This is a genomic window from Streptomyces sp. NPDC050988 (genome assembly GCF_044456225.1).
Taxonomy (GTDB): domain Bacteria; phylum Actinomycetota; class Actinomycetes; order Streptomycetales; family Streptomycetaceae; genus Streptomyces.
This window is the reverse complement of record NZ_JBITFQ010000035.1, coordinates 1-21,271: the sequence shown is the minus strand read 5'-3', so window position 1 is coordinate 21,271 and position 21,271 is coordinate 1. Positions and strand designations below refer to the sequence as shown.

At 69.0% G+C, this 21,271-nt stretch carries 20 protein-coding genes; 2 read left to right on the top strand and 18 right to left on the bottom strand.

Annotation, left to right across the window (positions count from 1 at the left end; all coding sequences use genetic code 11):
• Positions 1-209: 209 nt before the first annotated feature.
• The 12 genes from ACIBEI_RS42250 to ACIBEI_RS42195 form a co-directional block, all read right to left on the bottom strand.
• Positions 210-3,071: a DEAD/DEAH box helicase gene (locus ACIBEI_RS42250; protein ID WP_398896183.1), complete on the bottom strand. Its 2,862-nt coding sequence runs from the start codon at positions 3,069-3,071 to the stop codon at positions 210-212.
• Between the two features lie 70 nt (positions 3,072-3,141).
• Positions 3,142-4,032 carry a diacylglycerol kinase gene (locus ACIBEI_RS42245; RefSeq protein WP_398896182.1) on the bottom strand — a complete coding sequence of 297 codons (891 nt, stop codon included), beginning with the start codon at positions 4,030-4,032 and terminating at the stop codon, positions 3,142-3,144.
• A gap of 45 nt (positions 4,033-4,077) precedes the next feature.
• Positions 4,078-5,034 carry a twin-arginine translocase subunit TatC gene (tatC, locus tag ACIBEI_RS42240; protein WP_398896180.1) on the bottom strand — a complete coding sequence of 319 codons (957 nt, stop codon included), beginning with the start codon at positions 5,032-5,034 and terminating at the stop codon, positions 4,078-4,080.
• Between the two features lie 47 nt (positions 5,035-5,081).
• Positions 5,082-5,369 carry a Sec-independent protein translocase subunit TatA gene (tatA, locus tag ACIBEI_RS42235; protein WP_200399357.1) on the bottom strand — a complete coding sequence of 96 codons (288 nt, stop codon included), beginning with the start codon at positions 5,367-5,369 and terminating at the stop codon, positions 5,082-5,084.
• Positions 5,370-5,606: 237 nt separating this feature from the next.
• Positions 5,607-5,801: a hypothetical protein gene (locus ACIBEI_RS42230; RefSeq protein ID WP_398896178.1), complete on the bottom strand. Its 195-nt coding sequence runs from the start codon at positions 5,799-5,801 to the stop codon at positions 5,607-5,609.
• A 9-nt stretch (positions 5,802-5,810) separates the two neighbouring features.
• Positions 5,811-6,080 carry a hypothetical protein gene (locus ACIBEI_RS42225; RefSeq protein WP_323183099.1) on the bottom strand — a complete coding sequence of 90 codons (270 nt, stop codon included), beginning with the start codon at positions 6,078-6,080 and terminating at the stop codon, positions 5,811-5,813.
• 29 nt (positions 6,081-6,109) lie between these two features.
• Positions 6,110-7,258, bottom strand: coding sequence for a helix-turn-helix transcriptional regulator (locus ACIBEI_RS42220; RefSeq protein ID WP_398896176.1), 1,149 nt, complete (start codon positions 7,256-7,258; stop codon positions 6,110-6,112).
• A gap of 16 nt (positions 7,259-7,274) precedes the next feature.
• Positions 7,275-8,228 (bottom strand): helix-turn-helix transcriptional regulator, encoded by a 954-nt coding sequence (locus ACIBEI_RS42215; RefSeq protein WP_398896173.1) that lies wholly within the window; start codon positions 8,226-8,228, stop codon positions 7,275-7,277.
• A gap of 289 nt (positions 8,229-8,517) precedes the next feature.
• The gene (locus ACIBEI_RS42210; RefSeq protein WP_398896171.1) at positions 8,518-8,892 is read right to left on the bottom strand and encodes an FKBP-type peptidyl-prolyl cis-trans isomerase; all 375 of its coding nucleotides are present in this window, start codon (positions 8,890-8,892) and stop codon (positions 8,518-8,520) included.
• 88 nt (positions 8,893-8,980) lie between these two features.
• Positions 8,981-9,988, bottom strand: a complete 1,008-nt coding sequence (locus tag ACIBEI_RS42205) for an FKBP-type peptidyl-prolyl cis-trans isomerase (RefSeq protein ID WP_398896170.1) — start codon at positions 9,986-9,988, stop codon at positions 8,981-8,983.
• Positions 9,989-10,118: 130 nt separating this feature from the next.
• Entirely contained in the window at positions 10,119-11,480 is a 1,362-nt protein-coding gene (gene pafA, locus ACIBEI_RS42200; RefSeq protein WP_143635636.1) for a Pup--protein ligase, read from the bottom strand.
• Positions 11,481-11,489: 9 nt separating this feature from the next.
• The gene (locus ACIBEI_RS42195; protein ID WP_398896169.1) at positions 11,490-12,749 is read right to left on the bottom strand and encodes an MFS transporter; all 1,260 of its coding nucleotides are present in this window, start codon (positions 12,747-12,749) and stop codon (positions 11,490-11,492) included.
• A gap of 139 nt (positions 12,750-12,888) precedes the next feature.
• Here ACIBEI_RS42195 and ACIBEI_RS42190 point away from each other — a divergent pair, with 139 nt between their 5' ends.
• Entirely contained in the window at positions 12,889-13,905 is a 1,017-nt protein-coding gene (locus ACIBEI_RS42190) for a LacI family DNA-binding transcriptional regulator (RefSeq protein WP_398896168.1), read from the top strand.
• Positions 13,906-14,102: 197 nt separating this feature from the next.
• Here the strand turns inward: ACIBEI_RS42190 and prcA are convergent, their stop codons facing one another.
• The 5 genes from prcA to arc form a co-directional block, all read right to left on the bottom strand.
• Positions 14,103-14,849 (bottom strand): proteasome subunit alpha, encoded by a 747-nt coding sequence (gene prcA, locus ACIBEI_RS42185; RefSeq protein ID WP_143635642.1) that lies wholly within the window; start codon positions 14,847-14,849, stop codon positions 14,103-14,105.
• 57 nt (positions 14,850-14,906) lie between these two features.
• Entirely contained in the window at positions 14,907-15,752 is an 846-nt protein-coding gene (gene prcB, locus ACIBEI_RS42180) for a proteasome subunit beta (protein ID WP_398896166.1), read from the bottom strand.
• A 148-nt stretch (positions 15,753-15,900) separates the two neighbouring features.
• Entirely contained in the window at positions 15,901-16,116 is a 216-nt protein-coding gene (locus ACIBEI_RS42175; RefSeq protein WP_030932625.1) for a ubiquitin-like protein Pup, read from the bottom strand.
• 165 nt (positions 16,117-16,281) lie between these two features.
• A complete protein-coding gene (gene dop / locus ACIBEI_RS42170; protein ID WP_369124185.1) occupies positions 16,282-17,793 on the bottom strand; it encodes a depupylase/deamidase Dop in 1,512 nt (503 codons plus the stop codon).
• A 234-nt stretch (positions 17,794-18,027) separates the two neighbouring features.
• Positions 18,028-19,794: a proteasome ATPase gene (gene arc / locus ACIBEI_RS42165; RefSeq protein WP_359717384.1), complete on the bottom strand. Its 1,767-nt coding sequence runs from the start codon at positions 19,792-19,794 to the stop codon at positions 18,028-18,030.
• A gap of 259 nt (positions 19,795-20,053) precedes the next feature.
• On the opposite strand from arc, the gene ACIBEI_RS42160 reads away from it, so the two are divergent.
• A complete protein-coding gene (locus ACIBEI_RS42160; RefSeq protein ID WP_055618382.1) occupies positions 20,054-20,353 on the top strand; it encodes a ferredoxin in 300 nt (99 codons plus the stop codon).
• A 55-nt stretch (positions 20,354-20,408) separates the two neighbouring features.
• Here ACIBEI_RS42160 and ACIBEI_RS42155 read toward each other — a convergent pair whose 3' ends face one another.
• On the bottom strand, positions 20,409-20,984 hold the full coding sequence (locus ACIBEI_RS42155; RefSeq protein WP_398896163.1) for a hypothetical protein: 576 nt from the start codon (positions 20,982-20,984) through the stop codon (positions 20,409-20,411).
• Positions 20,985-21,271: the final 287 nt, after the last annotated feature.

Here is a 21,271-nt window from a genome sequence, read left to right as displayed (position 1 = left end):
CGCTCCGCTCCGGGGCGGACCGACACCCCCGGCGCCCTCCCCGAAACGGAGACCGACCCCGAAACCCACCCCTCAACGCCGTCAACCGCCCCGGGGCCACCCCGATCCAACCCGCAGCCAAGGCCCGCCCCACCAAACTGACCCCGTCGGCCGGCCCCACCGCCTGACCCCGCCACCGACGAACCCCGCGGACGGGTCCCCCACCCGGCTCACCCCACCGACGAGTAGGCCACTACTCCCCGCAGCAACTGATCAACCGCCTTGCGTGCGTTCTTCGCCACCGTCGAGCTCGCCCCGGACGAGACCGGCGCCGCCGCGGAGATCTGTCCCAGCACGTCGATGACCTGCTTGCACCAGCGGACGAAGTCACCGGCGGGCATCTCCGCCTCGCGCAGCACCTCGTCGAGGCCCTTGCCGGACGCCCACTCGTAGGCGGCCCAGGCGAAGCCCAGGTCGGGCTCGCGCTGGCCGACGCCCTCGGTCTGCGTGATGCGGAAGTCCTCCTCCAGGGCGTCGAGCCGGCCCCAGATGCGGACCATCTCGCCGAGCGCGGCCTTCGCCCTGCCCGATGGCAGCTTCGGCGCCATCGCGTCGTCGCCGACCCTGGACTCGTACACCAACGCCGAGACGCACGCGGCCAGTTCGGCAGGGCCGAGGCCCTCCCAGACGCCTTCGCGCAGGCACTCGCTGGAGAGCAGGTCCATCTCGCCGTACAGCCGGGCGAGTCGCTTGCCGTGCTCGGTGACCTCGTCGCCGCGCAGATAGTCCAGCTCGGTCAGGAGCGCGACGATGCGGTCGAAGGTGCGGGCGATGGTGTTCGTCCGGCCCTCGATGCGGTTCTCCAGCTGGGCGGTGTCGCGCCGCAGCCGGTGGTAGCGCTCGGCCCAGCGGGCGTGGTCCTCGCGGTCGGTGCAGCCGTGGCAGGGATGGGCCCGGATCGCCGTGCGCAGCTGGGCGATCTCGCGGTCGTCGGCGGCCTCGGCGCGGCGCTTGCGGTGCCGCTCGGGCACGATGTGTCCGGCCTTGGTGCGCAGCGCCGAGGCGAGGTCGCGGCGCGACTGCGGCGAGCGCGCGTTGAACGACTTCGGGATGCGCATCCGCTCCAGCGCCTCGACGGGCACCGGGAAGTCGGTTGTGTTGAGCCGCTTGACCTGCCGCTCGGCGGTGAGGACGAGGGGGCGCGGCCCGTCGTGGTGCTCGAAGCCCCGGTGTCCGTTGGACCGCCCGGCGGGCAGCCCCGGGTCGAGGACGAGTGCCAGTCCCGCGAACTTGCCGGTCGGGACGTGGATGACGTCACCCGGCTTGAGCTTCTCCAGGGAGACGGCCGCCTCGGCGCGCCGCTGCGACGCGCCCTGCTTGGCCAGCTCGGTCTCGCGGTCCTTGAGGTCGCGGCGCAGCCGCGCGTACTCCTCGAAGTCCCCGAGGTGGCAGGTCATGGACTCCTTGTAGCCCTCAAGCCCCTCTTCGTTGCGCTGCACCTGGCGGGAGATCCCGACGACCGACTTGTCGGCCTGGAACTGTGCGAAGGACGTCTCCAGCAGTTCGCGGGAGCGGTGCCGCCCGAACTGCTCGACGAGGTTCACCGCCATGTTGTACGACGGCTTGAAGCTGGAGCGCAGCGGGTACGTGCGCGTGCCGGCGAGTCCCGCGAGGTGGTCGGGGTTGATACCGCGCTGCCACAACACGACGGCGTGGCCCTCGACATCGATGCCTCGGCGGCCGGCCCGGCCGGTGAGCTGGGTGTACTCGCCGGGGGTGATGTCGGCGTGCTGCTCGCCGTTCCACTTGACGAGCTTCTCCAACACCACCGAGCGGGCGGGCATGTTGATGCCGAGCGCGAGGGTCTCGGTGGCGAACACGGCCTTCACCAGGCCGCGCACGAAGAGTTCCTCGACGACCTCCTTGAACGTCGGCAGCATGCCCGCGTGGTGGGCCGCGATGCCGCGCTCCAGGCCTTCCAGCCACTCGTAGTAGCCGAGGACGTGGAGGTCCTCGTTCGGGATGGAGGCCGTGCGCTCCTCGACGAGGGCGCGGACCTTCTCCCGGGCCTCCTCGTCGTTCAGCCGCAGCCCCGCGTACATGCACTGCTGGACGGCGGCCTCGCAGGCGGCGCGGCTGAAGATGAACGTGATGGCGGGCAGCAGACCTTCGGAGTCGAGCCGCTCGATGACCTCGGGCCGCCCCGGCGTCCACACCCGGGACCGCTGCCGCCGCTCGCGCTCCCGGTCGGCCTCGCGCATGGCGCGGCCCCGCTTGCGGTCCTGGTACGACGGACGGCTGGCCTCCATGCGCGCCAGGCGTGTGAGGTCGGGGTTGACGGCCTTCTTGTGCCCCTCGCCCTCCTCGAAGAGGTCGTACATCCGGCGCCCGGCGAGCACGTGCTGGAAGAGCGGCACGGGCCGGTGCTCGGAGACGATCACCTCGGTGTCGCCGCGCACGGTGTCGAGCCAGTCGCCGAACTCCTCCGCGTTCGACACCGTGGCCGACAGTGACACCAGGGTCACCGATTCGGGGAGGTGGATGATCACTTCCTCCCAGACGGCGCCGCGGAAGCGGTCCGAGAGGTAGTGCACCTCGTCCATGACCACGTAACCGAGGCCGAGGAGCGTCTGCGAGCCCGCGTACAGCATGTTCCGGAGGACCTCGGTGGTCATCACGACCACCGGTGCCTCGGAGTTGACGCTGTTGTCGCCGGTGAGCAGGCCGACCTTGTCCGCGCCGTAACGACGGCACAGGTCGGCGTACTTCTGGTTCGACAGTGCCTTGATGGGCGTGGTGTAGAAGCATTTCTTGCCCTGCTGGAGGGCGAGATGGACGGCGAACTCGCCGACGATCGTCTTGCCCGAGCCGGTGGGCGCGGCCACGAGAACACCCTTGCCCGCTTCGAGGGCCTGACAGGCCTCGATCTGGAAGGGGTCGAGGCCGAAGTCGTACATCTCGCGGAAGCCCGCGAGCGCGGTGGCCTGCTCGACAGCACGCTTACGGGCTGCCGCGTACCGCTCGGCCGGTGAGAGATCCTCTGTCATCGTGCATTCGAGACTACCGGCCACCACTGACAACAGGACGATCATTATCCGATCGGAGCCTGTGGATCCGGCGTCCGACCTGCTCGGGAAGTCCCCCAGGGCGGCGTTCCGCTGCTCAGGGGCCCGCGACCCGCACCGCGCCGCGTACGCACTCCGCGGTCAGCGGCAGCGGTCCGAGCGGCTCCCCGTCGGCGTATCCGGTGATCCCTTCGGCAGCCAGTTCGATCTTCGCGGCCCGGTGCACGGTGATCTTGGGATGGCCGAGATGCGTCCCCTTGTAGACCTGCGGAAAGACCCGGAGCAGCGACCTGCGGCTGCAGTCCCCGACCACCGTGACGTCGAAGAGCCCGTCCGTGAGATCGGCGCCCGCGCAGATCTTCATCCCGCCCCCGTACGAGGACCCGTTGCCGACGGCCACCAGCGTCGCCTCGATCTCGTGGACCCCGCCGTCGTCCAGGGTGATCCGGAACGGGAAGGGCTTGAAGGCGGCGAGTTCGGCGAGCATCGCGAGGTCGTACTTGAAGCGGCCGGTGGGCCATCTCATGCGGTTGCCGCGGTCGTTGACCCGCGAGTCGAAGCCGGAGGCAAGGACGGTGCCGAACCAGGTGCCGCCGACGCGCCCCAGGTCGATGTCGCGCAGCTGTGCCCCCTTGAGTGCCTCGGCGACCACCCGTCCTGCGGCGGCGGGGTCGCGCACCGGCAGTCCGAGGGCCCGCGCGAAGTCGTTCCCGGTGCCGACGGCGACCAGGCCCAGCGGTGTACGGGTCCCGGCGACGGCCTGGAGTGCGAGGTTCGCCATGCCGTCACCGCCGACGGCCACCAGGGCGCCCGTGCCTGCCTCGACGGCGGCACGCGCGCGCGTGAGGGCGTCCTCGGCGTTCTCCCCGAGGACCGTGCGTACGGAGAAGCCTGCCGCCCGCAACGCGGAAGCGGCCGGCTGCGCCGCTCGGGCGCCCCGGCCGCGTCCCGCGGTGGGATTGACGAAGAGGGTGATCTCGCTGGTCACGGCCACGGACCCTACAACGTCGTCCAGTAAGGTCGTCCGGCGGCGTCAGGTCACGTCGTCGTAGCCGTTGATCCGGTCGTGCTCGGAGTCCGCCTGCGCAGGGAGCGCGCGGCTCGCCGACACGGACTCGATCTCGCCGATGTCCTCGGGCGTGAGATCGAGTTCGGAGGCCTCGTCGTCGTCCGGTCCCTCGGCCTCGCGACGGACCCTGCGGCGGTCGTTCAGCAGCGAGAAGCCGGTGGCCGCGAAGTAGAGGATCCAGATCGGCCCGGCGAGCGCCATCATCGTCAGCGGGTCGGTGCTGGGCGTGGCGACTGCGGCGAAGACCGTGATGCCCATGATCATGCCGCGCCACCAGCCGGCCATGCGCCTGCCGGAGATGATCCCGGTCATGTTGAGCATCACCAGGAGCAGGGGCAGTTCGAAGGAGAGGCCGAAGACGATCACCATGCGCGTGACGAGATCGAGCAGGTCGTCCAGGGGCAGCAGGTTGTCCACACCGAACGGCGTGAACTCGATCAGCACCTTCGCGGTGGTGGGCAGCACCTTGTACGCGAAGAACCCGCCGCCGAGGAAGAGCGGAACGCCCGTCGCGACGAAGGCGTAGGCGTACTTCTTCTCGCTCTTGTGCAGGCCGGGCGCGACGAACGCCCAGAGCTGGTAGAGCCAGATCGGCGAGGCGAAGACGACGCCCGCCATCAGGGACACCTTCAGCGCCAGGGTGAACGGCGTGAGCAGACCGTTGATCGTGATCTGCGCGCAGGTGGTGTCCTTGGGCTGACTCGCCAACTCCTGGAAGGACTTCGCACAACCGACCGAGTCGAGGATCGGTTCGGTGAAGAAGTTGATGATGTCGTTGTAGAAGAAGGCGGCGACGATCGTGACGACGACGATGGCCAGCATCGCCTTCGCGAGCCGGTTGCGGAGCTCACGAAGGTGCTCCGCGAGGGGCATCCGCCCCTCCGGATCCTTCTCCTCGGTCTTGCGGGCAGACTTGAGCAACCCACGTTCCCATCTCGTGCAGGGGGCCGGCGGTCACCGGCCCTGCGTCAGCGCTTGGTCGTGTCCGTCGGCTCGGTCACCGGGCGCGAACTGGTCACGTCGCCGGGTGCGGCCTGGATGGTGCGCTGGACCTGGGACTGGTCGTCGTGCGGCGGGGCTGCCGGGGCGGCGCTGTCGTCCTTGCCCTCGGTCTTCATCGCCTTGGCCTCGCTCTTGAGGATGCGGGCGGACTTGCCCAGCGAGCGGGCCATGTCCGGAAGCTTCTTCGCGCCGAACAGCAGGATGATGACGACGAGGATGAGAATGATCTCGGGAGCGCCGAGCCTTCCGAACATAAGCTTTTACCTTCTCACCGAGGCGGCGTGGTTGGGTTGCTGCCCGACCGGTCGGACGTCTGTCCGACAGTCGTGCTGGCAGCGATCGTAACGCTCAGGGGTAAACGGGGGGCAATCCCTGTGCGTACTCCCAGTTCGCGGTCCGCGCCTCGCTCTCCGGGCCGCGACCAGCAGCGTACCTGCCGATCCCGCGAAGCTGACAGGTCGGAGTGACTCAAAGCGCACGCACAGCAAGGCTCAGAGGGCGTCCGCGGCGCGGGCCGCACCTGCGGACGCGTGCTCCAGGTCCTCGGCCGCGCGACTGATCCTGCGTGCGGACTCGGCGACCTGCCTGCCCAGACGCTCCGCCTCAAGGAAGACACGGACGGCGAGCACGCCGAGGACGGAGATTCCCAGGAAACCCACAGCGATCGCGAACATCGGCCAGAACATGGCTCGACCCTAAGCCCCCTGAACCGTCGCATGGAGCCGCAGGGCCCGGACCCCTCCGCCGGTGAGGAGTTCGACGATGCGCTCCCCGGCCGGCTTGCGTACGGCGGCGCCGCACTCCGGGCAGGTGAAGGAGTAGAAAGTGGTCCGATGTGTGGCGCCGATGACCAGGCGCAGGGCGTTCGCGGAGAGTTCGAAGCCGCCCCGGCAGTCGGGGCACGCGGCCTTGAACACCACGGGATCCACCCTTGTCATCCCCGAGAACGCGGACGCAACGGACATTTCACTGATACCAGACATCGCCGACCCGCTCAAAGCCCTTGCTCCTGCCTGCCGTACAGCCCGTCATGAACTCCGTGCGGCCCGTCGTCCGGGCGCTGCGCTCCCCCGCCGCCGTCGAGCGGAGCACCGTCGCGAGGGGCACCAGGGCCACCGTCGCGAGGCGCACCGGGAACGTCCTGCGGCCGGCCCTCGGTGTCACCGGCGCCCAGCGGTCCGTCGTACGCCGCGAGTGCCTCACGGGCCGCCTGCCGCGCGCTGTCGGCGACCTCCGCCGGCGACACGATCCGGCCCTCCCGGCCGAGCCGCAGCGCGAGACGGCGCAGCGAAGCCGGGTCGGGGGCGCGCAGGGTGATGCGCAGGCCGCCGTCGGGGAGCTCCTCGGCGCTGTCGTGCGGGTAGTACTCGGCGACCCAGCGCCCGCCGGGGCCGACCTCCACGACCACCTCGGGATCCTCCGCGGCCGGCTGCACGAGACCCTCGGAGAGGTCCCGCAGCTCGACCTCGGGCGGCGCGGAGGCCTCGTCGAGGATCTTGATCTCGGCGACCCGGTCGAGCCGGAAGGTGCGCCGTGCCTCGGAGCGGCGGCACCACGCCTCCACGTACGTGTGCCCGACGCTGACCAGGCGGATCGGGTCGATCTCCCGCTCGGTGAGCTCGTCCCGCGAGGGCGAGTAGTAGCGGATCCACAGCCTGCGCCGCTCGGAGATCGCCCGGTCGACGTCGGCGAAGACCCCGCCCTCGGACTCGAAGGTGACCGACAGCCGGGCGCTGGCCCCCGCCGCCTCGCCCGAGGCGGCCTCCACCTTCGCGGTGGCCCGCAGCAGCGCCTGCCGGTCGCCCTCGCGCAGTCCGGGCAGGGTCGACACGGCCCGTGCGGCCACCAGCAGCGCGGTGGCCTCGTCGGCGGCGATCCGCAGCGGCTCGGCGACGTCGTCGGGGTTGTGCCACCAGATCCGGTCGCCGTCGGTGTCGATGTCGAGCAGATCGCCCCCGCGGAAACTGGTCCCGCACAGCGGCAGCACGTCGAGGTCGGAGATCAGCTCGTCCTCGGTGATCCCGAAGGCCCGCGCGACATCCTCGACCCGGGCGCCGGGGCGCTCACGCAGATACGTCACCAGCGAGAGCATCCGCCGGGTCTGGTCGAGCGCGTTCGTGGGCTTGGCCGGTTTTCCTGCCACTTTCCTACGTTCCCCCTCAGCCCTTGGCCACGGCGCGCAGCCGGTCGACGACGTCGGCCCGCAGCTCGGCCGGTTCCAGGACGACCACGTCGGGCCCGAACTCGACGAGCCAGGCGTCCAGGCCGTGCCCGTACGGAATCTCCAACTCGTCCCACCCGTCACCGAGTTCCCGTACGGAGGCGGCCTTCGCCCGCAGGGGGTAGCCCGAGCCCGTCCGCAGCCGGATCAGCGCGGAGCGGTCGGCGATGTCCCCCGCCCAGCTCGCGACGGTCTCACGCACGGTGACGACGTCGGGCACCTGGGCCGTGTACTTTCCGCCGCGCGTACGGACCTTGCCGGTGATCCGGGACAGCCGGAAGACCCGCTCGGCGCCCCGGTCGCGGTCCCAGCCGGCCAGGTACCAGTGGCCGCGCCAGCACTCCAGGGCCCACGGCTCGACGAGACGGGGCTCGGGGCGGGCGGCGGTGGCCTTGCGGTAGTCGAAGGCGACGGGCCGCCGGTCGCGGCAGGCGAGCATCAGGGGCTCGAAGGCGGCCTCGTGCACGGGGATGCGGGGTTCGAGGGCGCCATGGGCCTCGTACGGATCTACGTCCTCGGGGAGGCCCGCGGCGCGCAGTTTCTGCAGGGCGCCGCTCGCCGCGCCCGCGAGGCGGGCCTGCTGCCAGACCTTGGCGGCGAGGCCGAGGGCCGCGGCCTCCTCGGCGTCGAGGGTGATGGGAGGCAGCCGGTTGCTGTCGCGGCGGGCCAGATAGCCGACTTCGCCGTCGAGGTTCTCCACCGTCTCGATGACCAGGCCGAGTTCGCGCAGATCGTCCTTGTCGCGCTCGAACATCCGGTTGAAGGAGTCGTCAGAACTCGCTTCCAGATAGGCCTCGATGGACTCGCGGAGCTCGCGCTTGCTGAGCGGCCGCCGGGTCCCGAGCAGACACAGCGCCAGATTCATCAGCCGCTCTGCCTTGGCAATGGCCATCGATGCCCTTCCCTATGGTGCTTCCGACCGATGACCGTACCGCCCCGGGGTGTCGTGGCAAAAGCCGAGGGCCCATGCCCGGACTGGCATGGGCCCCAAGTGATCAGGTCCGGTCGGACCACGATCACACGGCGTACGAAGATCGGACCATGATCAGAACTCCGTGATCACCGGGCCGTCGTCCGGCCCTCGTGGTGATCGGACCGTGCTCGGGTCGTGCTCGGGTCGTGTTCGGGCTCTCGTGGCGACCGGGCCTCGGGTCTGGCCCCGGCCGGTCCTCCGCGAGGGCTCAGACGGCGACCAGGTCGCAGACGAAGATCAGTGCCTCGCCGGGCGCGATACGGCCGCCACCGGCGCCCCGCTCGCCGTAGGCGAGGTGCGAGGGGATGGTCAGCTGACGGCGGCCGCCGACCTTCATGCCCTGTACGCCCTGGTCCCAGCCCGCGATGACCTGGCCGACGCCCAGCTGGAACTGGAGCGGCGTACCGCGGTTCCAGGACGCGTCGAACTCCTCGCCGGTGGAGAAGGCCACGCCCACGTAGTGGACGGAGACGGTGTCGCCCGCCTTGGCAACCGGGCCGTCGCCCTCCCAGATGTCCTTGATCTCGAGGTCCGCCGGGGGCTCGCCGCCCGGGAAGTCGATCTCGGGCTTGTCGATGCTCACGTTTCTGGCTCCTGCTTGGTTTGCGGCACGTGTTTGCGACGCCTCGGTGTGACAAGGCAACGCGGACAGTCTTGCATTCCCGAAGGGACTACATCTTCGCGAGGATGTCGACGGAGAAGACGAGCACCGAGTCCTTCTTGATGCTGCTGCCCTGCGGCGGGCTGTCTCCGTAGCCGAGCGCCGGCGGAATCACGATGAGGACCCGGCTGCCGACCTTCTTGCCGGTAAGGCCCTGCGCCCAGCCCTTCACGACCTGTGCGAGCGGGAACGACGTGAGCTGCCCGCGACTGTACGAGGAGTCGAACTCCTTGCCGTCCGCCCACAGCACGCCCTTGTACTGCACGAGGAGGCTGTCGCTCTCGGCGACCTCGTCCCCGTCACCCTCCAGGATGTAGTTGGCGACGAGCTTCTTCGGCGCGGCCTTCTTCGGCACCTCGATGGAGGGGGCCTTGCCGTCGGTGTTGGTACCGACCTTCGGCAGGTCGATGTTGTCCTGCGCGACGGCCGTCCCCTTGGCGGAGCTCTTGCCGTTGAACGCCTGCTGGATGTCGACCACGAAGACCAGCGTGTCGGTGCCCTTGATGCCCGCCTGGGCGTTGCCCGACGTGCCGTAGCCCCAGGTCGGGGGCACGGCCATCTCGACGCGGCTGCCGACCTTCTTGCCCGCGAGGGCGTAGCGCCAGCCGTCGATGATCTGGCCCTGGGCGAGCTGGATGACGAGCGGCGTCTTGCGGTCGAAGGAGTTGTCGAAGACCTTCGCCGAGGACCAGATCTGGCCCAGGTAGTGGGCCTGGACGAAGTCGTTCTCCGCGACCGTCCGGCCGGTGCCCACGATGACCGTCTCGACCGCGAGGTCCTTGGAGGGGTCACCGCTGCCCTTGGCGACGGTGGGCTTCTCACCGAACTTCTCACCGGCGGTGATGCCCGGCAGCGGTCCGTCGACGATCTTCGGCGGCGGAGGCGCCGAGGCCGAGGGCGAAGCCGATGGGGACGGGCTGTCACTGGACTTGGCCTTGTCCGACTTGTCGTCGTCACCGCATCCGGCGAGAGTGACCAGTCCAGCGGGAACGGCGAGAAGAAGTGAGCGTCGGCGCACGGTGGGGGCCTCGTATCGGTCGATCTTGGTTGATGGCGTGCGCGCAACTCTACGACGTGAGAAGGGCGCCGTACGGAAAACGTACGGCGCCCCGCGTTGCGTTCCGGAATCTCTCCGGACGCGTCCTGACTCACATTCCGGCGATGAGCTTCTCCACCCGGTCGTCGACGGAACGGAACGGGTCCTTGCACAACACGGTGCGCTGTGCCTGGTCGTTGAGCTTCAGATGGACCCAGTCGACGGTGAAATCACGACGCTGTTCCTGGGCGCGCCGGATGAAGTCGCCGCGCAGCCGGGCCCGAGTGGTCTGCGGCGGTACGGACTTGCCCTCGAAGATCTTCAAGTCGTTGCAGATCCGGGCGGCTTGGCCCCGCTTCTCCAGCAGGTAGTAGAGACCCCGGCGACGGTGGATGTCGTGGTAGGCGAGGTCTATCTGAGCGACACGCGGGTGCGACATCGTCATGTTGTGCTTGGCGCGGTACCGCTCGATGAGCTTGTACTTCATCACCCAGTCGATTTCGGTACCGATCCGGTCGAGGTCCTCGGACTCGATGGAGTCGAGCGTGCGGCCCCACAGCTCCAGGACCTGGTCGACGACGCCGGTACGGATACCGCGGCGCTCGACGAAGTCCACTGCCTTCTCGTAGTACTCGCGCTGCACCTCGAGGGCCGAGGCCTCGCGGCCGCTGGCCAGGCGCACCTTGCGCCGGCCCGTGATGTCGTGGCTGACCTCGCGGATGGCCCGGATCGGGTTCTCCAGGGTCAGGTCACGCATCACCGTGCCCGCCTCGATCATGCGCAGCACGAGGTCGGTGGCACCGACCTTGAGGAGCATGGTCGTCTCGGACATGTTCGAGTCGCCGACGATGACGTGCAGCCGGCGGTAGCGCTCGGCGTCCGCGTGCGGTTCGTCCCGGGTGTTGATGATCGGCCGGGAGCGGGTCGTCGCCGAGGAGACGCCCTCCCAGATGTGCTCGGCCCGCTGGCTGACGCAGTACACGGCACCACGCGGGGTCTGCAGCACCTTGCCGGCACCGCAGAGAAGCTGCCTCGTGACGAGGAACGGAATGAGGATGTCCGCGAGCCGGGAGAACTCCCCGTGACGGGCCACCAGATAGTTCTCGTGGCAGCCGTAGGAGTTGCCCGCCGAGTCGGTGTTGTTCTTGAAGAGGTAGACGTCGCCCGCGATTCCTTCCTCGTGCAGGCGTCGTTCGGCGTCTACCAGGAGTCCTTCCAGAATGCGCTCGCCGGCCTTGTCGTGGGTGACCAGTTCCGTCACGTTGTCACATTCGGGTGTCGCGTATTCCGGATGTGATCCCACGTCGAGATAGAGGCGGGCGCCGTTTCGCAGAAAGACATTGCTGCTGCGGCCCCATGACACGACACGGCGGAAGAGGTACCGCGCCACCTCGTCGGGAGACAGGCGTCGCTGTCCCCTGAACGTACACGTGACGCCGTACTCGTTCTCCAGCCCGAAAATGCGGCGGTCCATGACTGAACATTACGCCTGATGGCCTGTGCTGAAACGGGGTTCGGGGGCACCGTTTCGATCATTTTCCGAACCACCCTCGACCACCGTGCCCCCGCCCGTAGCTGCGAGGACCCGCCCCGTGGCCAGCAGAACGAGCAGCGCGGCGCCTCCGGCGACGGCCGATACGGCGAAGCCCCGGACGGCTCCGCCCCACTCGATGACCGGTCCCGCGAGGCCCGTCCCGACGGACGCCCCCACGGTGAACGTCGTCACAAGCCAGGAGAACGCCTCGGTGACCGTGCCCCTCGGCGCGTGCCGGTCGACGAGGATGAACGCGCAGGCGATACAGGGCGCGAGGAAGACTCCGGCAAGGGCCATCAGCGCCGTCATGGCAACCGCACCCGGCATGATCATCAGCGGCAGGTAACAGACCGCCAGAAGAGCGACGAGCGCGCGCAGTCGCCGCTCCGGCGCGCCGCCCCACTGCCGCGCCCCGTAGACCGTGCCGCCGACGAGCGCGCCGAGCCCGATGGCGGACATCAGCCAGCCGTAGGTCGCGTCGCCGCCGTGGTCGTCCGCGTACGACACGCTCGCGACCGTGATGGCACCGAGCGCCATTCCGACAAAAAGGAACGCGCCGAGCAGGGCGATGAGTCCGGACGAGCGCAGCGCGCCGAGCCAGTGCGCCTCGCGCGGCGCCGAACGCCACGCGCGCGAGGGCCGCGAGACGACCACGGAGAGCGCGCCCAGCACCCCGATGACGTTGAGGATGATCAGCGCGGCCTGCGCGGACCACAGGGACACGCACAGCGTCACGAGCAACGGCCCGACGGTGAACATGACTTCCTGCGCCACCGCGTCCATCGCGTACGCCGTGTGCACCTGGTCCTCCTTACGGAGGACGGACGGCCACAGCGCCCGCAGCCCGCCCTCCAGGGGCGGCGTGAAGAGCCCGGCGACGACTATGAGGGCGTACGCGAGCGGCAGCACCTCCGTACCGGTGAGGGCGAACACGGTGGTGGCGAGGGCGGAGACGAGCGCGGCGGGCAGCTGGATCCGCGGCTGCCCGTAGAGGTCCACCAGGCGGCCGAGCACCGGCTGGCCCACGGCGTTGGCCACTCCGTAGACCGCGGCGAGCGCTCCGGCGAGGCTGTAGCTGCCGCCCTCGGCGCGGATGAACAGCACGATGGCGATCGCGGAGGTCGCGTTCGGCAGCCGGCCCACCAGGGTGCCGACGAGCAGCCGCATGGCGTGTTTCGCCCGGAGGATCTCCAGATAACCGGTGGCCATGCCCCGCCCCTTTCGGCTCCAGAATGCCCGAGTTCTCCCGACCGCGCCGCCGGGGGCCACGGAAAGTGTTACGTATAACTTCGCTCGTCATACGTACCATGTGCGCTGTCCGTGAGTCCAGCAGAAAGACAGGTCGACGGTGGCAGCAGGCAGCCCCCGCCCCACGAGCCGTGACGTCGCCCAGGCCGCGGGAGTGTCCCAGGCGGCCGTCTCACTGGTGCTCGGCGACAAGTGGCGCGGACGGGTCTCCGAGCGGACGGCCGAGCGCGTACGGGAGGCCGCGAGGGAACTCGGCTACCGGCCGAACCTGGCGGCCCGCAATCTGCGACTGGGCAGCACGCGTACGGTCCTGCTGGTGGTCCCCGCCCTGACGACCGAGTTCTTCGCCGGTGTCTACACGGGCGCGGCCCGGGTGGCGGCCGAGCACGGCTTCGGAGTGGTGCTCTACCCCTCCCCCGAGGGCATCGGTCCGGCCCGGGACCCCTTCGCATCCGCACAGGCCGCCCTGGACGGCGTCATCGCCTCCTCCATGGCCGCCGACGCCCTCACGGCGATCCGCGGCGACCAACTGCCGCTTGTGATGCTAGACAGCGATCCGGCGGGCAGCACGGGGGCGGCAACGGTCAACCTCGACATCCGCGACGGCGTACGGCAGGTCGCCGAACACCTGCTGGGCCTGGGGCACCGCCGTTTCCTGCACCTGGCGGCGGACATCGCATCCTGGACCTTCGACATTCGCGCCCGCGAACTGGCCGAGCGCCTGGCCGCAGTTCCTGGCACTGAACTCCGCACGGCACCCGCCCCGATCTCCATCGACGGCGCCCTGGCCGCCGCCGAGGCCGCCCTGGCCGCCCCCGGCCCCCGACCCACCGCCGTGGTCTGCGACGACGACAAGCTGGCCGCCGGCGCCTACAAGGCCGCCCGCCGTCTGGGCCTGCGCATCCCCGACGACCTCTCCGTCACCGGACTGGACGACCTGGCCCTCGCCACGGCCCTGGACCCGGAACTCACCACGGTCCGCCTCGACGCCGACCTCTTCGGCGAACGCGGCATGGAAGCCCTCCTGGCCGTCCTGAACGCCCACGAGCCCACCGGCGAGGACATCCCGGTACACCTGGTGATCCGAGCCTCCACAGCCCCACCAGCCACCCCCTGAGGGGCGCGGGGAACTGCGCGCTCAGCCCAGAACGACCCGCACGCAAAACACCGGCGGACGCTTTCCAGGGGCGCGGGGAACTGCGCGACAAGCCCCCACCGACCCGCACACAGAACACCTTCCCGCAGCCCTGAAACACCGTGTGCCCCCGGCCTGCGAAGGCCGGGGGCACACAAGGATCAACTAGGCCGAGGAGGTCACTCCTCGTCCTCCGGGTCCTCGGCCTCCGCCGCGGTGGAAGCCCCACCCTCCTCCAGCAACCGACCGAGCTGCCGGCCGGTAATCCGCTTGAACTTGCGCTGCTGCGGCCGCGTCCGGTCCAGCACCGCGACCTCCAGCCGCTCCGCGGGAATCTCCCGCTCAGTGCCGTTCGTGTCGCGCGACAGCGCCTGAACGGCCAGCTTGAGCGCCTCGGCGAGCGACATCCCCTCCTGGTGCTGCTGGTCCAGGTAGGTGCTGATCTGCTCGGCGTTGCCGCCGACCGCGACCGAGCCGTGCTCGTCCACGATCGATCCGTCGTGCGGAAGGCGGTAGATCTGGTCGCCCTCGGGGGTCTCCCCCACCTCGGCGACGACCAGCTCCACCTCGTACGGCTTCTCCGCCGCGGAGGAGAAGATCGTGCCGAGCGTCTGGGCGTAGACGTTGGCGAGACCACGGGCGGTCACGTCGTCACGGTCGTAGGTGTAGCCCCGGAGGTCGGCGTAACGGACGCCGCCGATCCGGAGGTTCTCGTATTCGTTGTATTTGCCTGCGGCAGCGAAACCGATCCGGTCATAGATCTCGCTGAACTTGTGCAGCGCACGGGACGGGTTCTCGCCGACGAACACGATGCCGTCGGCGAACTGCAGCACGACGAGGCTGCGGCCACGGGCGATGCCCTTGCGGGCGTATTCCGCCCGGTCGGCCATGGCCTGCTGGGGTGATACATAGAACGGCGTCGACACCGGCTATCCGTCCCTTTCTGTGGAAGTCACTCGATCACCTTGACAAGAGGTCCGCTGTCAGAGCAGCGCGGCCCGTGGGCCGTCGGGCTGCTCAAGGCGCCGCTCCAGGATCGAGCCGGCGATCTCGGAGGACTCGTCGTCGGTGAGGCGGCGGAATCCGTCTGCGGTGATCACGGTGACGATCGGGTAGATCCGGCGGGCGACATCGGGACCACCGGTCGCCGAGTCGTCGTCGGCCGCGTCGTACAGCGCCTGTACGACGAGCGTCGTGGCCTGGTCTTCGGTCAGGTCCTTGCTGTAGAGCTTCTTCATGGCGCCGCGGGCGAAGATCGAGCCGGAGCCCGTGGCCGCGAAGCCGTGTTCCTCGGAGCGGCCGCCCGTCACGTCGTACGAGAAGATGCGGCCCTTCTCGCGGTCCACGTCGTACCCCGCGAAGAGCGGGACCACGGCCAGGCCCTGCATGGCCATGCCGAGGTTGGACCGGATCATCGTGGAGAGGCGGTTCGCCTTGCCCTCCAGGGAGAGCGTGGCGCCCTCCACCTTCTCGAAGTGCTCCAGCTCCAGCTGGAACAGCTTCACCATCTCCACGGCCAGACCGGCCGTACCGGCGATGCCCACCGCCGAGTACTCGTCGGCCGGGAAGACCTTCTCGATGTCGCGCTGGGCGATCATGTTGCCCATGGTGGCCCGACGGTCACCCGCGAGCACGACACCGCCGGGGAACGTGGCGGCCACGATCGTGGTCCCGTGCGGTGCCTCGATGACGCCCTTCATGGGCGGCAACTGCCGGTTGCCCGGGAGAATGGCCGGCTGGTGTTCGGACAGGAAGTCCATGAACGAGGACGAGCCGGGCGTCAGGAAGGCAGCCGGCAGACGCCCGGTGCTACGAGGGTTGGCTTCCACGCGATGTCCTTCCACGTAGGCGGCGGCCCGCCGGGGACGGCCGAGCCGATCATCAAATCTGTGCACGGACCATACCCGTACCTACGCCAGTCATCCGTCCCGGCGCCGACCCGATGGAACGGGCCGACTCCGGGGCGGACAACCGGGGTTACTCTCCGCCCTTTTGAACGAAGGAACGCACGAAGTCCTCCGCGTTCTCCTCGAGGACGTCGTCGATCTCGTCCAGTACGGAGTCGACATCGTCCGACAGCTTCTCCTGGCGCTCCTTGAGGTCTTCGGATGCCTGCGCCTCGGGCGCCTCCTCGACCTCTTCGGTGTTGCGCGTCGCCTTCTGCTGTCCGCCGCCGGTGTCCTTGGTCGCCATAACCCTCACCCCGCTCGGTTCGACGTTCTTGATCAGACCCTACAAGCAGGGTCCGACATCGGCCCCGCAGTTGCTACAACGTCCGGGGGCCACCTCGATGATTCCCGGACGCCGCCTCTTTCCACCTCGCCCCGCCGTATCGGCCCGAGGGCCGCGGCGGCCGGATCAGCCGCCCGAAAGGACCCTGACCAGGTCTTCCGCCGTACGGCAGCGGTCGAGGAGCTCCTTGACGTGATTACGCGTTCCGCGAAGCGGCTCGAGGGTTGGGACCCGCTGGAGCGAGTCCCGGCCCGGCAGATCGAAGATCACCGAGTCCCAGGAGGCCGCCGCGACGTCGTCCGCGTACTGCTCCAGACAGCGCCCGCGGAAGTAGGCGCGGGTGTCCTCCGGCGGCTTCGTCTCGGCCCGCTCCACGTCCGTCTCGTCCAGCAGGCGCTTCATCCTGCCGCGCGCCACGAGACGGTTGTAGAGGCCCTTCTCCGAGCGCACGTCGGCGTACTGGAGGTCGACCAGGTGCAGCCGTGCGGCGTCCCATTCGAGGCTGTCACGGCGCCGGTAGCCCTCCATGAGCTCCCGCTTGGCCACCCAGTCCAGTTCGCCCGCCAGACTCATGGGATCGCTCTCCAGGCGCCCCAGGACGTCCTCCCAACGAGTGAGCACGTCCTTGGTCTGCTCGTCCGCGTCCGCGCCGAACCGCTCCTCGACGTACTTGCGTGCCAGTTCGAAGTACTCCATCTGCAGCTGGACCGCGGTGAGCGTCCGGCCACTACGGAGAGTGATCAGGCGCTTGAGCGTCGGGTCGTGCGAGACCTGGTGCAGCGTGCGCACCGGCTGGTCCACGGCGAGGTCCACGGCGATGAAGCCGTCCTCGATCATCGACAGGACGAGGGCGGTCGTGCCGAGCTTGAGATAGGTCGAGATCTCCGAGAGGTTCGCGTCGCCGATGATCACATGCAGGCGGCGGTACTTCTCGGCGTCCGCGTGCGGCTCGTCACGCGTGTTGATGATCGGGCGCTTCAGAGTGGTTTCGAGGCCCACCTCGACCTCGAAGTAGTCGGCGCGCTGACTGAGCTGGAAGCCGTGCTCGTGCCCGTCCTGGCCGATACCGACGCGGCCCGCTCCGGTGACGACCTGGCGTGAGACGAAGAACGGCGTGAGATGGCGCACGATGTCCGAGAAGGGGGTCTCCCGCTTCATCAGGTAGTTCTCGTGCGTGCCGTACGAGGCGCCCTTGTTGTCCGTGTTGTTTTTGTAGAGGTGGATCGGCTGGGCGCCGGGCAGCTGCGCCGCGCGCTCCGCGGCCTCCGCCATGATGCGCTCGCCGGCCTTGTCCCACAGGACGGCGTCCATCGGATTGGTCACCTCCGGAGAGCTGTACTCCGGGTGTGCGTGGTCCACGTACAGCCGCGCCCCGTTGGTGAGGATCACATTGGCGAGGCCGATGTCCTCGTCGGTGAGCTGACTGGAGTCGGCGGCCTCGCGGGCGAGGTCGAAGCCCCGCGCGTCCCGCAGCGGGTTCTCCTCCTCGAAGTCCCAGCGGGCCCGCCGGGCCCGGTGCATCGCCGCCGCGTAGGCGTTGACGATCTGGGACGAGGTGAGCATGGCATTGGCGTTGGGGTGGCCGGGGACGGAGATCCCGTACTCCGTCTCGATGCCCATTACTCGCCGTACGGTCATGCGGCCCTCCTTGCCCGGCTGCGCCCTCGGTCGGGGACGCAGCTCAAGTACCGCTGGCGCTCCGGTGCGTGTGCGGTGCCCGTCCCCGCACTGCGCGACTCGGCGGTACCGAAGAGCCTAGAGCGCCTTTGCGCTGGTGGGGAGATCATTTGCGTCATTGCTCAGCTCCAGCTGTGCCCTGGAAAACAGTCGGCTGCGGGTACCCAGTGAGGGCACCCGCAGCCACCCTGTCTTTTACAGGTACTGACCGGTGTTCGCCACCGTGTCGATGGAGCGGCCGGTGTCCGCGCCCTGCTTTCCGGTGATGAGCGTCCGGATGTAAACGATCCGTTCGCCCTTCTTTCCGGAGATACGGGCCCAGTCGTCCGGGTTGGTGGTGTTCGGCAGGTCCTCGTTCTCCTTGAACTCGTCCACGCAGGCCTGGAGCAGGTGGGAGACCCGCAGACCCTTCTGGTTGTGCTCGAGGAAGTCCTTGATCGCCATCTTCTTGGCGCGGCCGACGATGTTCTCGATCATGGCGCCGGAGTTGAAGTCCTTGAAGTACAGGACTTCCTTGTCGCCGTTGGCGTACGTGACCTCGAGGAAGCGGTTCTCCTCGGACTCGGTGTACATGTGCTCGACGGCGGTCTGGATCATGCTCTGGACCGTGGTGGTCTTGCTGCCGCCGTGCTCGCCGACGTCGTCGGAGTGCAGCGGGAGGCGCTCGGTGAGGTACTTGGCGAAGATGTCCTTGGCCGCCTCGGCGTCCGGACGCTCGATCTTGATCTTCACGTCGAGACGGCCGGGACGCAGGATCGCGGGGTCGATCATGTCCTCACGGTTCGAGGCGCCGATCACCACCACGTTCTGCAGGCCCTCCACGCCGTCGATCTCGGCGAGCAGCTGCGGGACGATGGTGTTCTCCACGTCCGAGCTGACGCCCGATCCACGGGTGCGGAAGAGGGACTCCATCTCGTCGAAGAAGACGATGACGGGGGTGCCCTCGCTGGCCTTCTCACGAGCACGCTGGAAGACCAGGCGGATCTGCCGCTCGGTCTCACCGACGTACTTGTTGAGGAGCTCGGGACCCTTGATGTTGAGGAAGAAGCTCTTGCCCGTGGCCTGTCCGGTCACCTCGGCGACCTTCTTGGCCAACGAGTTGGCGACGGCCTTGGCGATGAGCGTCTTACCGCATCCGGGGGGCCCGTACAGCAGTACGCCCTTGGGCGGCCGCAGTTCGTGCTCCTTGAACAGATCGGGGTAGAGGTACGGGAGCTCGACCGCGTCGCGGATCATCTCGATCTGGCCGCCCAGACCACCGATCTGCTCGTAGCCGATGTCCGGGACCTCTTCGAGGACGAGTTCCTCGACCTCGCTCTTGGGAACGACCTCGTAGACATAGCCGGAGCGGGGTTCGAGCAGCAGGGCGTCGCCGGGGCGGATGGTGACATCCATCAGCGGCTCCGCGAGCCGCACCACCCTCTCCTCGTCGGTGTGCCCCACCACGAGGGCGCGCTCGCCGTCCTCGAGGATCTCCTTGAGGGTGACGATGTCGCCGATGCTCTCGTACACCATGGCCTCGACCACGTTGAGAGCTTCGTTGAGCATCACTTCCTGGCCGCGCCGGAGCTCTTCGAGCTCGACGCTTGGGCTGACGTTCACCCGGAGCTTGCGGCCCCCGGTGAAGATGTCGGCCGTGCCGTCCTCGTTCGCCACGAGGAAGACACCGAAGCCGGCCGGCGGCTGTGCGAGCCGGTCGACCTCCTCCTTGAGTGCCACGATCTGGTCGCGGGCCTCTCGGAGGGTGTTGGCGAGCCGCTCGTTCTGCGCGGACACGCCGGCCAGGTTTGTCTGCAGCTCGACGATCCGCTCTTCGAGAATCCTCGTGTGTCGCGGAGAGTCGGCGAGCTTGCGTCGCAGGACGGCGATCTCCTGCTCAAGGTAGGCAATCTGCCCGGACGGGTCGTCGGACCCTCGTCCCGGGCGGATGCCGCGGTTCATGTCGTCGTCGTGGGCTGCCACGGTCCTCACCTCCTCCAAGGGGAGCTGGACGCTTCCAGACCCTACCTGGGTGGGTGTCGATTGAAACCCCTAGATCACAAAGACGGTCGAGGTGTGTCCGATCTTCACCCTTGCGCTCTCCCTCACGCCAGTGGAATACCCACACAACATGATTGGGAAGCCGACGGAGGTAGGGTCGAAGTGTTCAACACCCGCCAGAGCTGGCCTGATTCCCAAGTCTTCGGACCGCTCGGCGCAGGAAACGGCAGGAGAAAAGACCGTGCAGCAGGAGGCCGGAGTCGACGGCGAGGGGCTTGAGGTCTGGATCGACCAGGACCTCTGTACCGGCGACGGAATCTGCGCCCAGTACGCCCCCGAGGTCTTCGAGCTGGACATCGACGGCCTGGCCTACGTGAAGAGTTCCCAGGACGAACTCCTACAGGCCCCGGGCGCCACAACGCCCGTACCACTGACGCTTCTGCGCGATGTCGCCGACTCCGCGAAGGAGTGCCCGGGCGACTGCATCCACGTGCGTCGGGTTTCGGACAGGGTCGAGGTCTACGGCCCCGACGCGGAGTGACCAGAAATCCACTCCGCGTAACAGCTTGTCTGATTTCTCACGCCCTGCCCCGCCCTCACACGCTGTGGGCCCCGGACGGTGTCGAGCGTACGAACGCGCCATTCTTCCACTGCCACTTGGCGCGCTCGGTCACGTCCGGGCAGCAACTCGGTACGTCGCGCGACGAGTAGCCGAGGAGGGTCGCGGTGATCGTGGCGTCGCGGACGGCGAATTCCTCGACGCTCAGACGGTCCTTCGGGTCGACCAGCGTGGCGACGACACGGGGCTTCGGGTCGTCCACGGACCGCGTGACGACGTAGACACCGCTGGGCGGTGTGCCGGAGCCGGCCTCGCAGCGGACCACGGCGACCGTCTCGGGGCGGCCGTCGCCGTCGAGGTCGCCGGAGGCCTGTTTCTGGACAGCGGCCTCGGTGGGGCCGCACTCGATCGGGAATTCGACGCCGGCCGGGTCCGGGGGCGCCACGGCGGCCGGGGCCGTCTTCGACTCGGGGCCGTGCTGGGCGGCGGTGGCCCGGTCGGGCTGCAGGAAGCCGGAGGCCGCGACCACCCCGGCGAGGGCGGTCGCCGTGGCCAGCCAGTGGATCGGACGGGTGTGCGTGTGTGCCAGTTCCGGAACGGCGGATTGCTGCACTAGGAAGTGTCTCCTGTGAGGGCTGTGCCGGTGGGGGTGGCCAGCATGGTGCCACACGTCACACCGTGAGGGAACGGCGGGGTCCGGAGTTACTGGCGGGACGTCAAGGGAAAAGCGTCGTGGGGGGGGGGGGGGGGGGGGGGGGGGGGGGGGGGGGGCCCCCCCCCGGGGGGGGGGGCCCGGGGGGGGGGGATGTGCGGATGTTGGCCGATCTGTTCGGGTACCGGGCCGGTGGGGACGCCTTGGGGCGGGCAGCGGATGCGGTTGACGGGGCGAAGTCGTTGGTT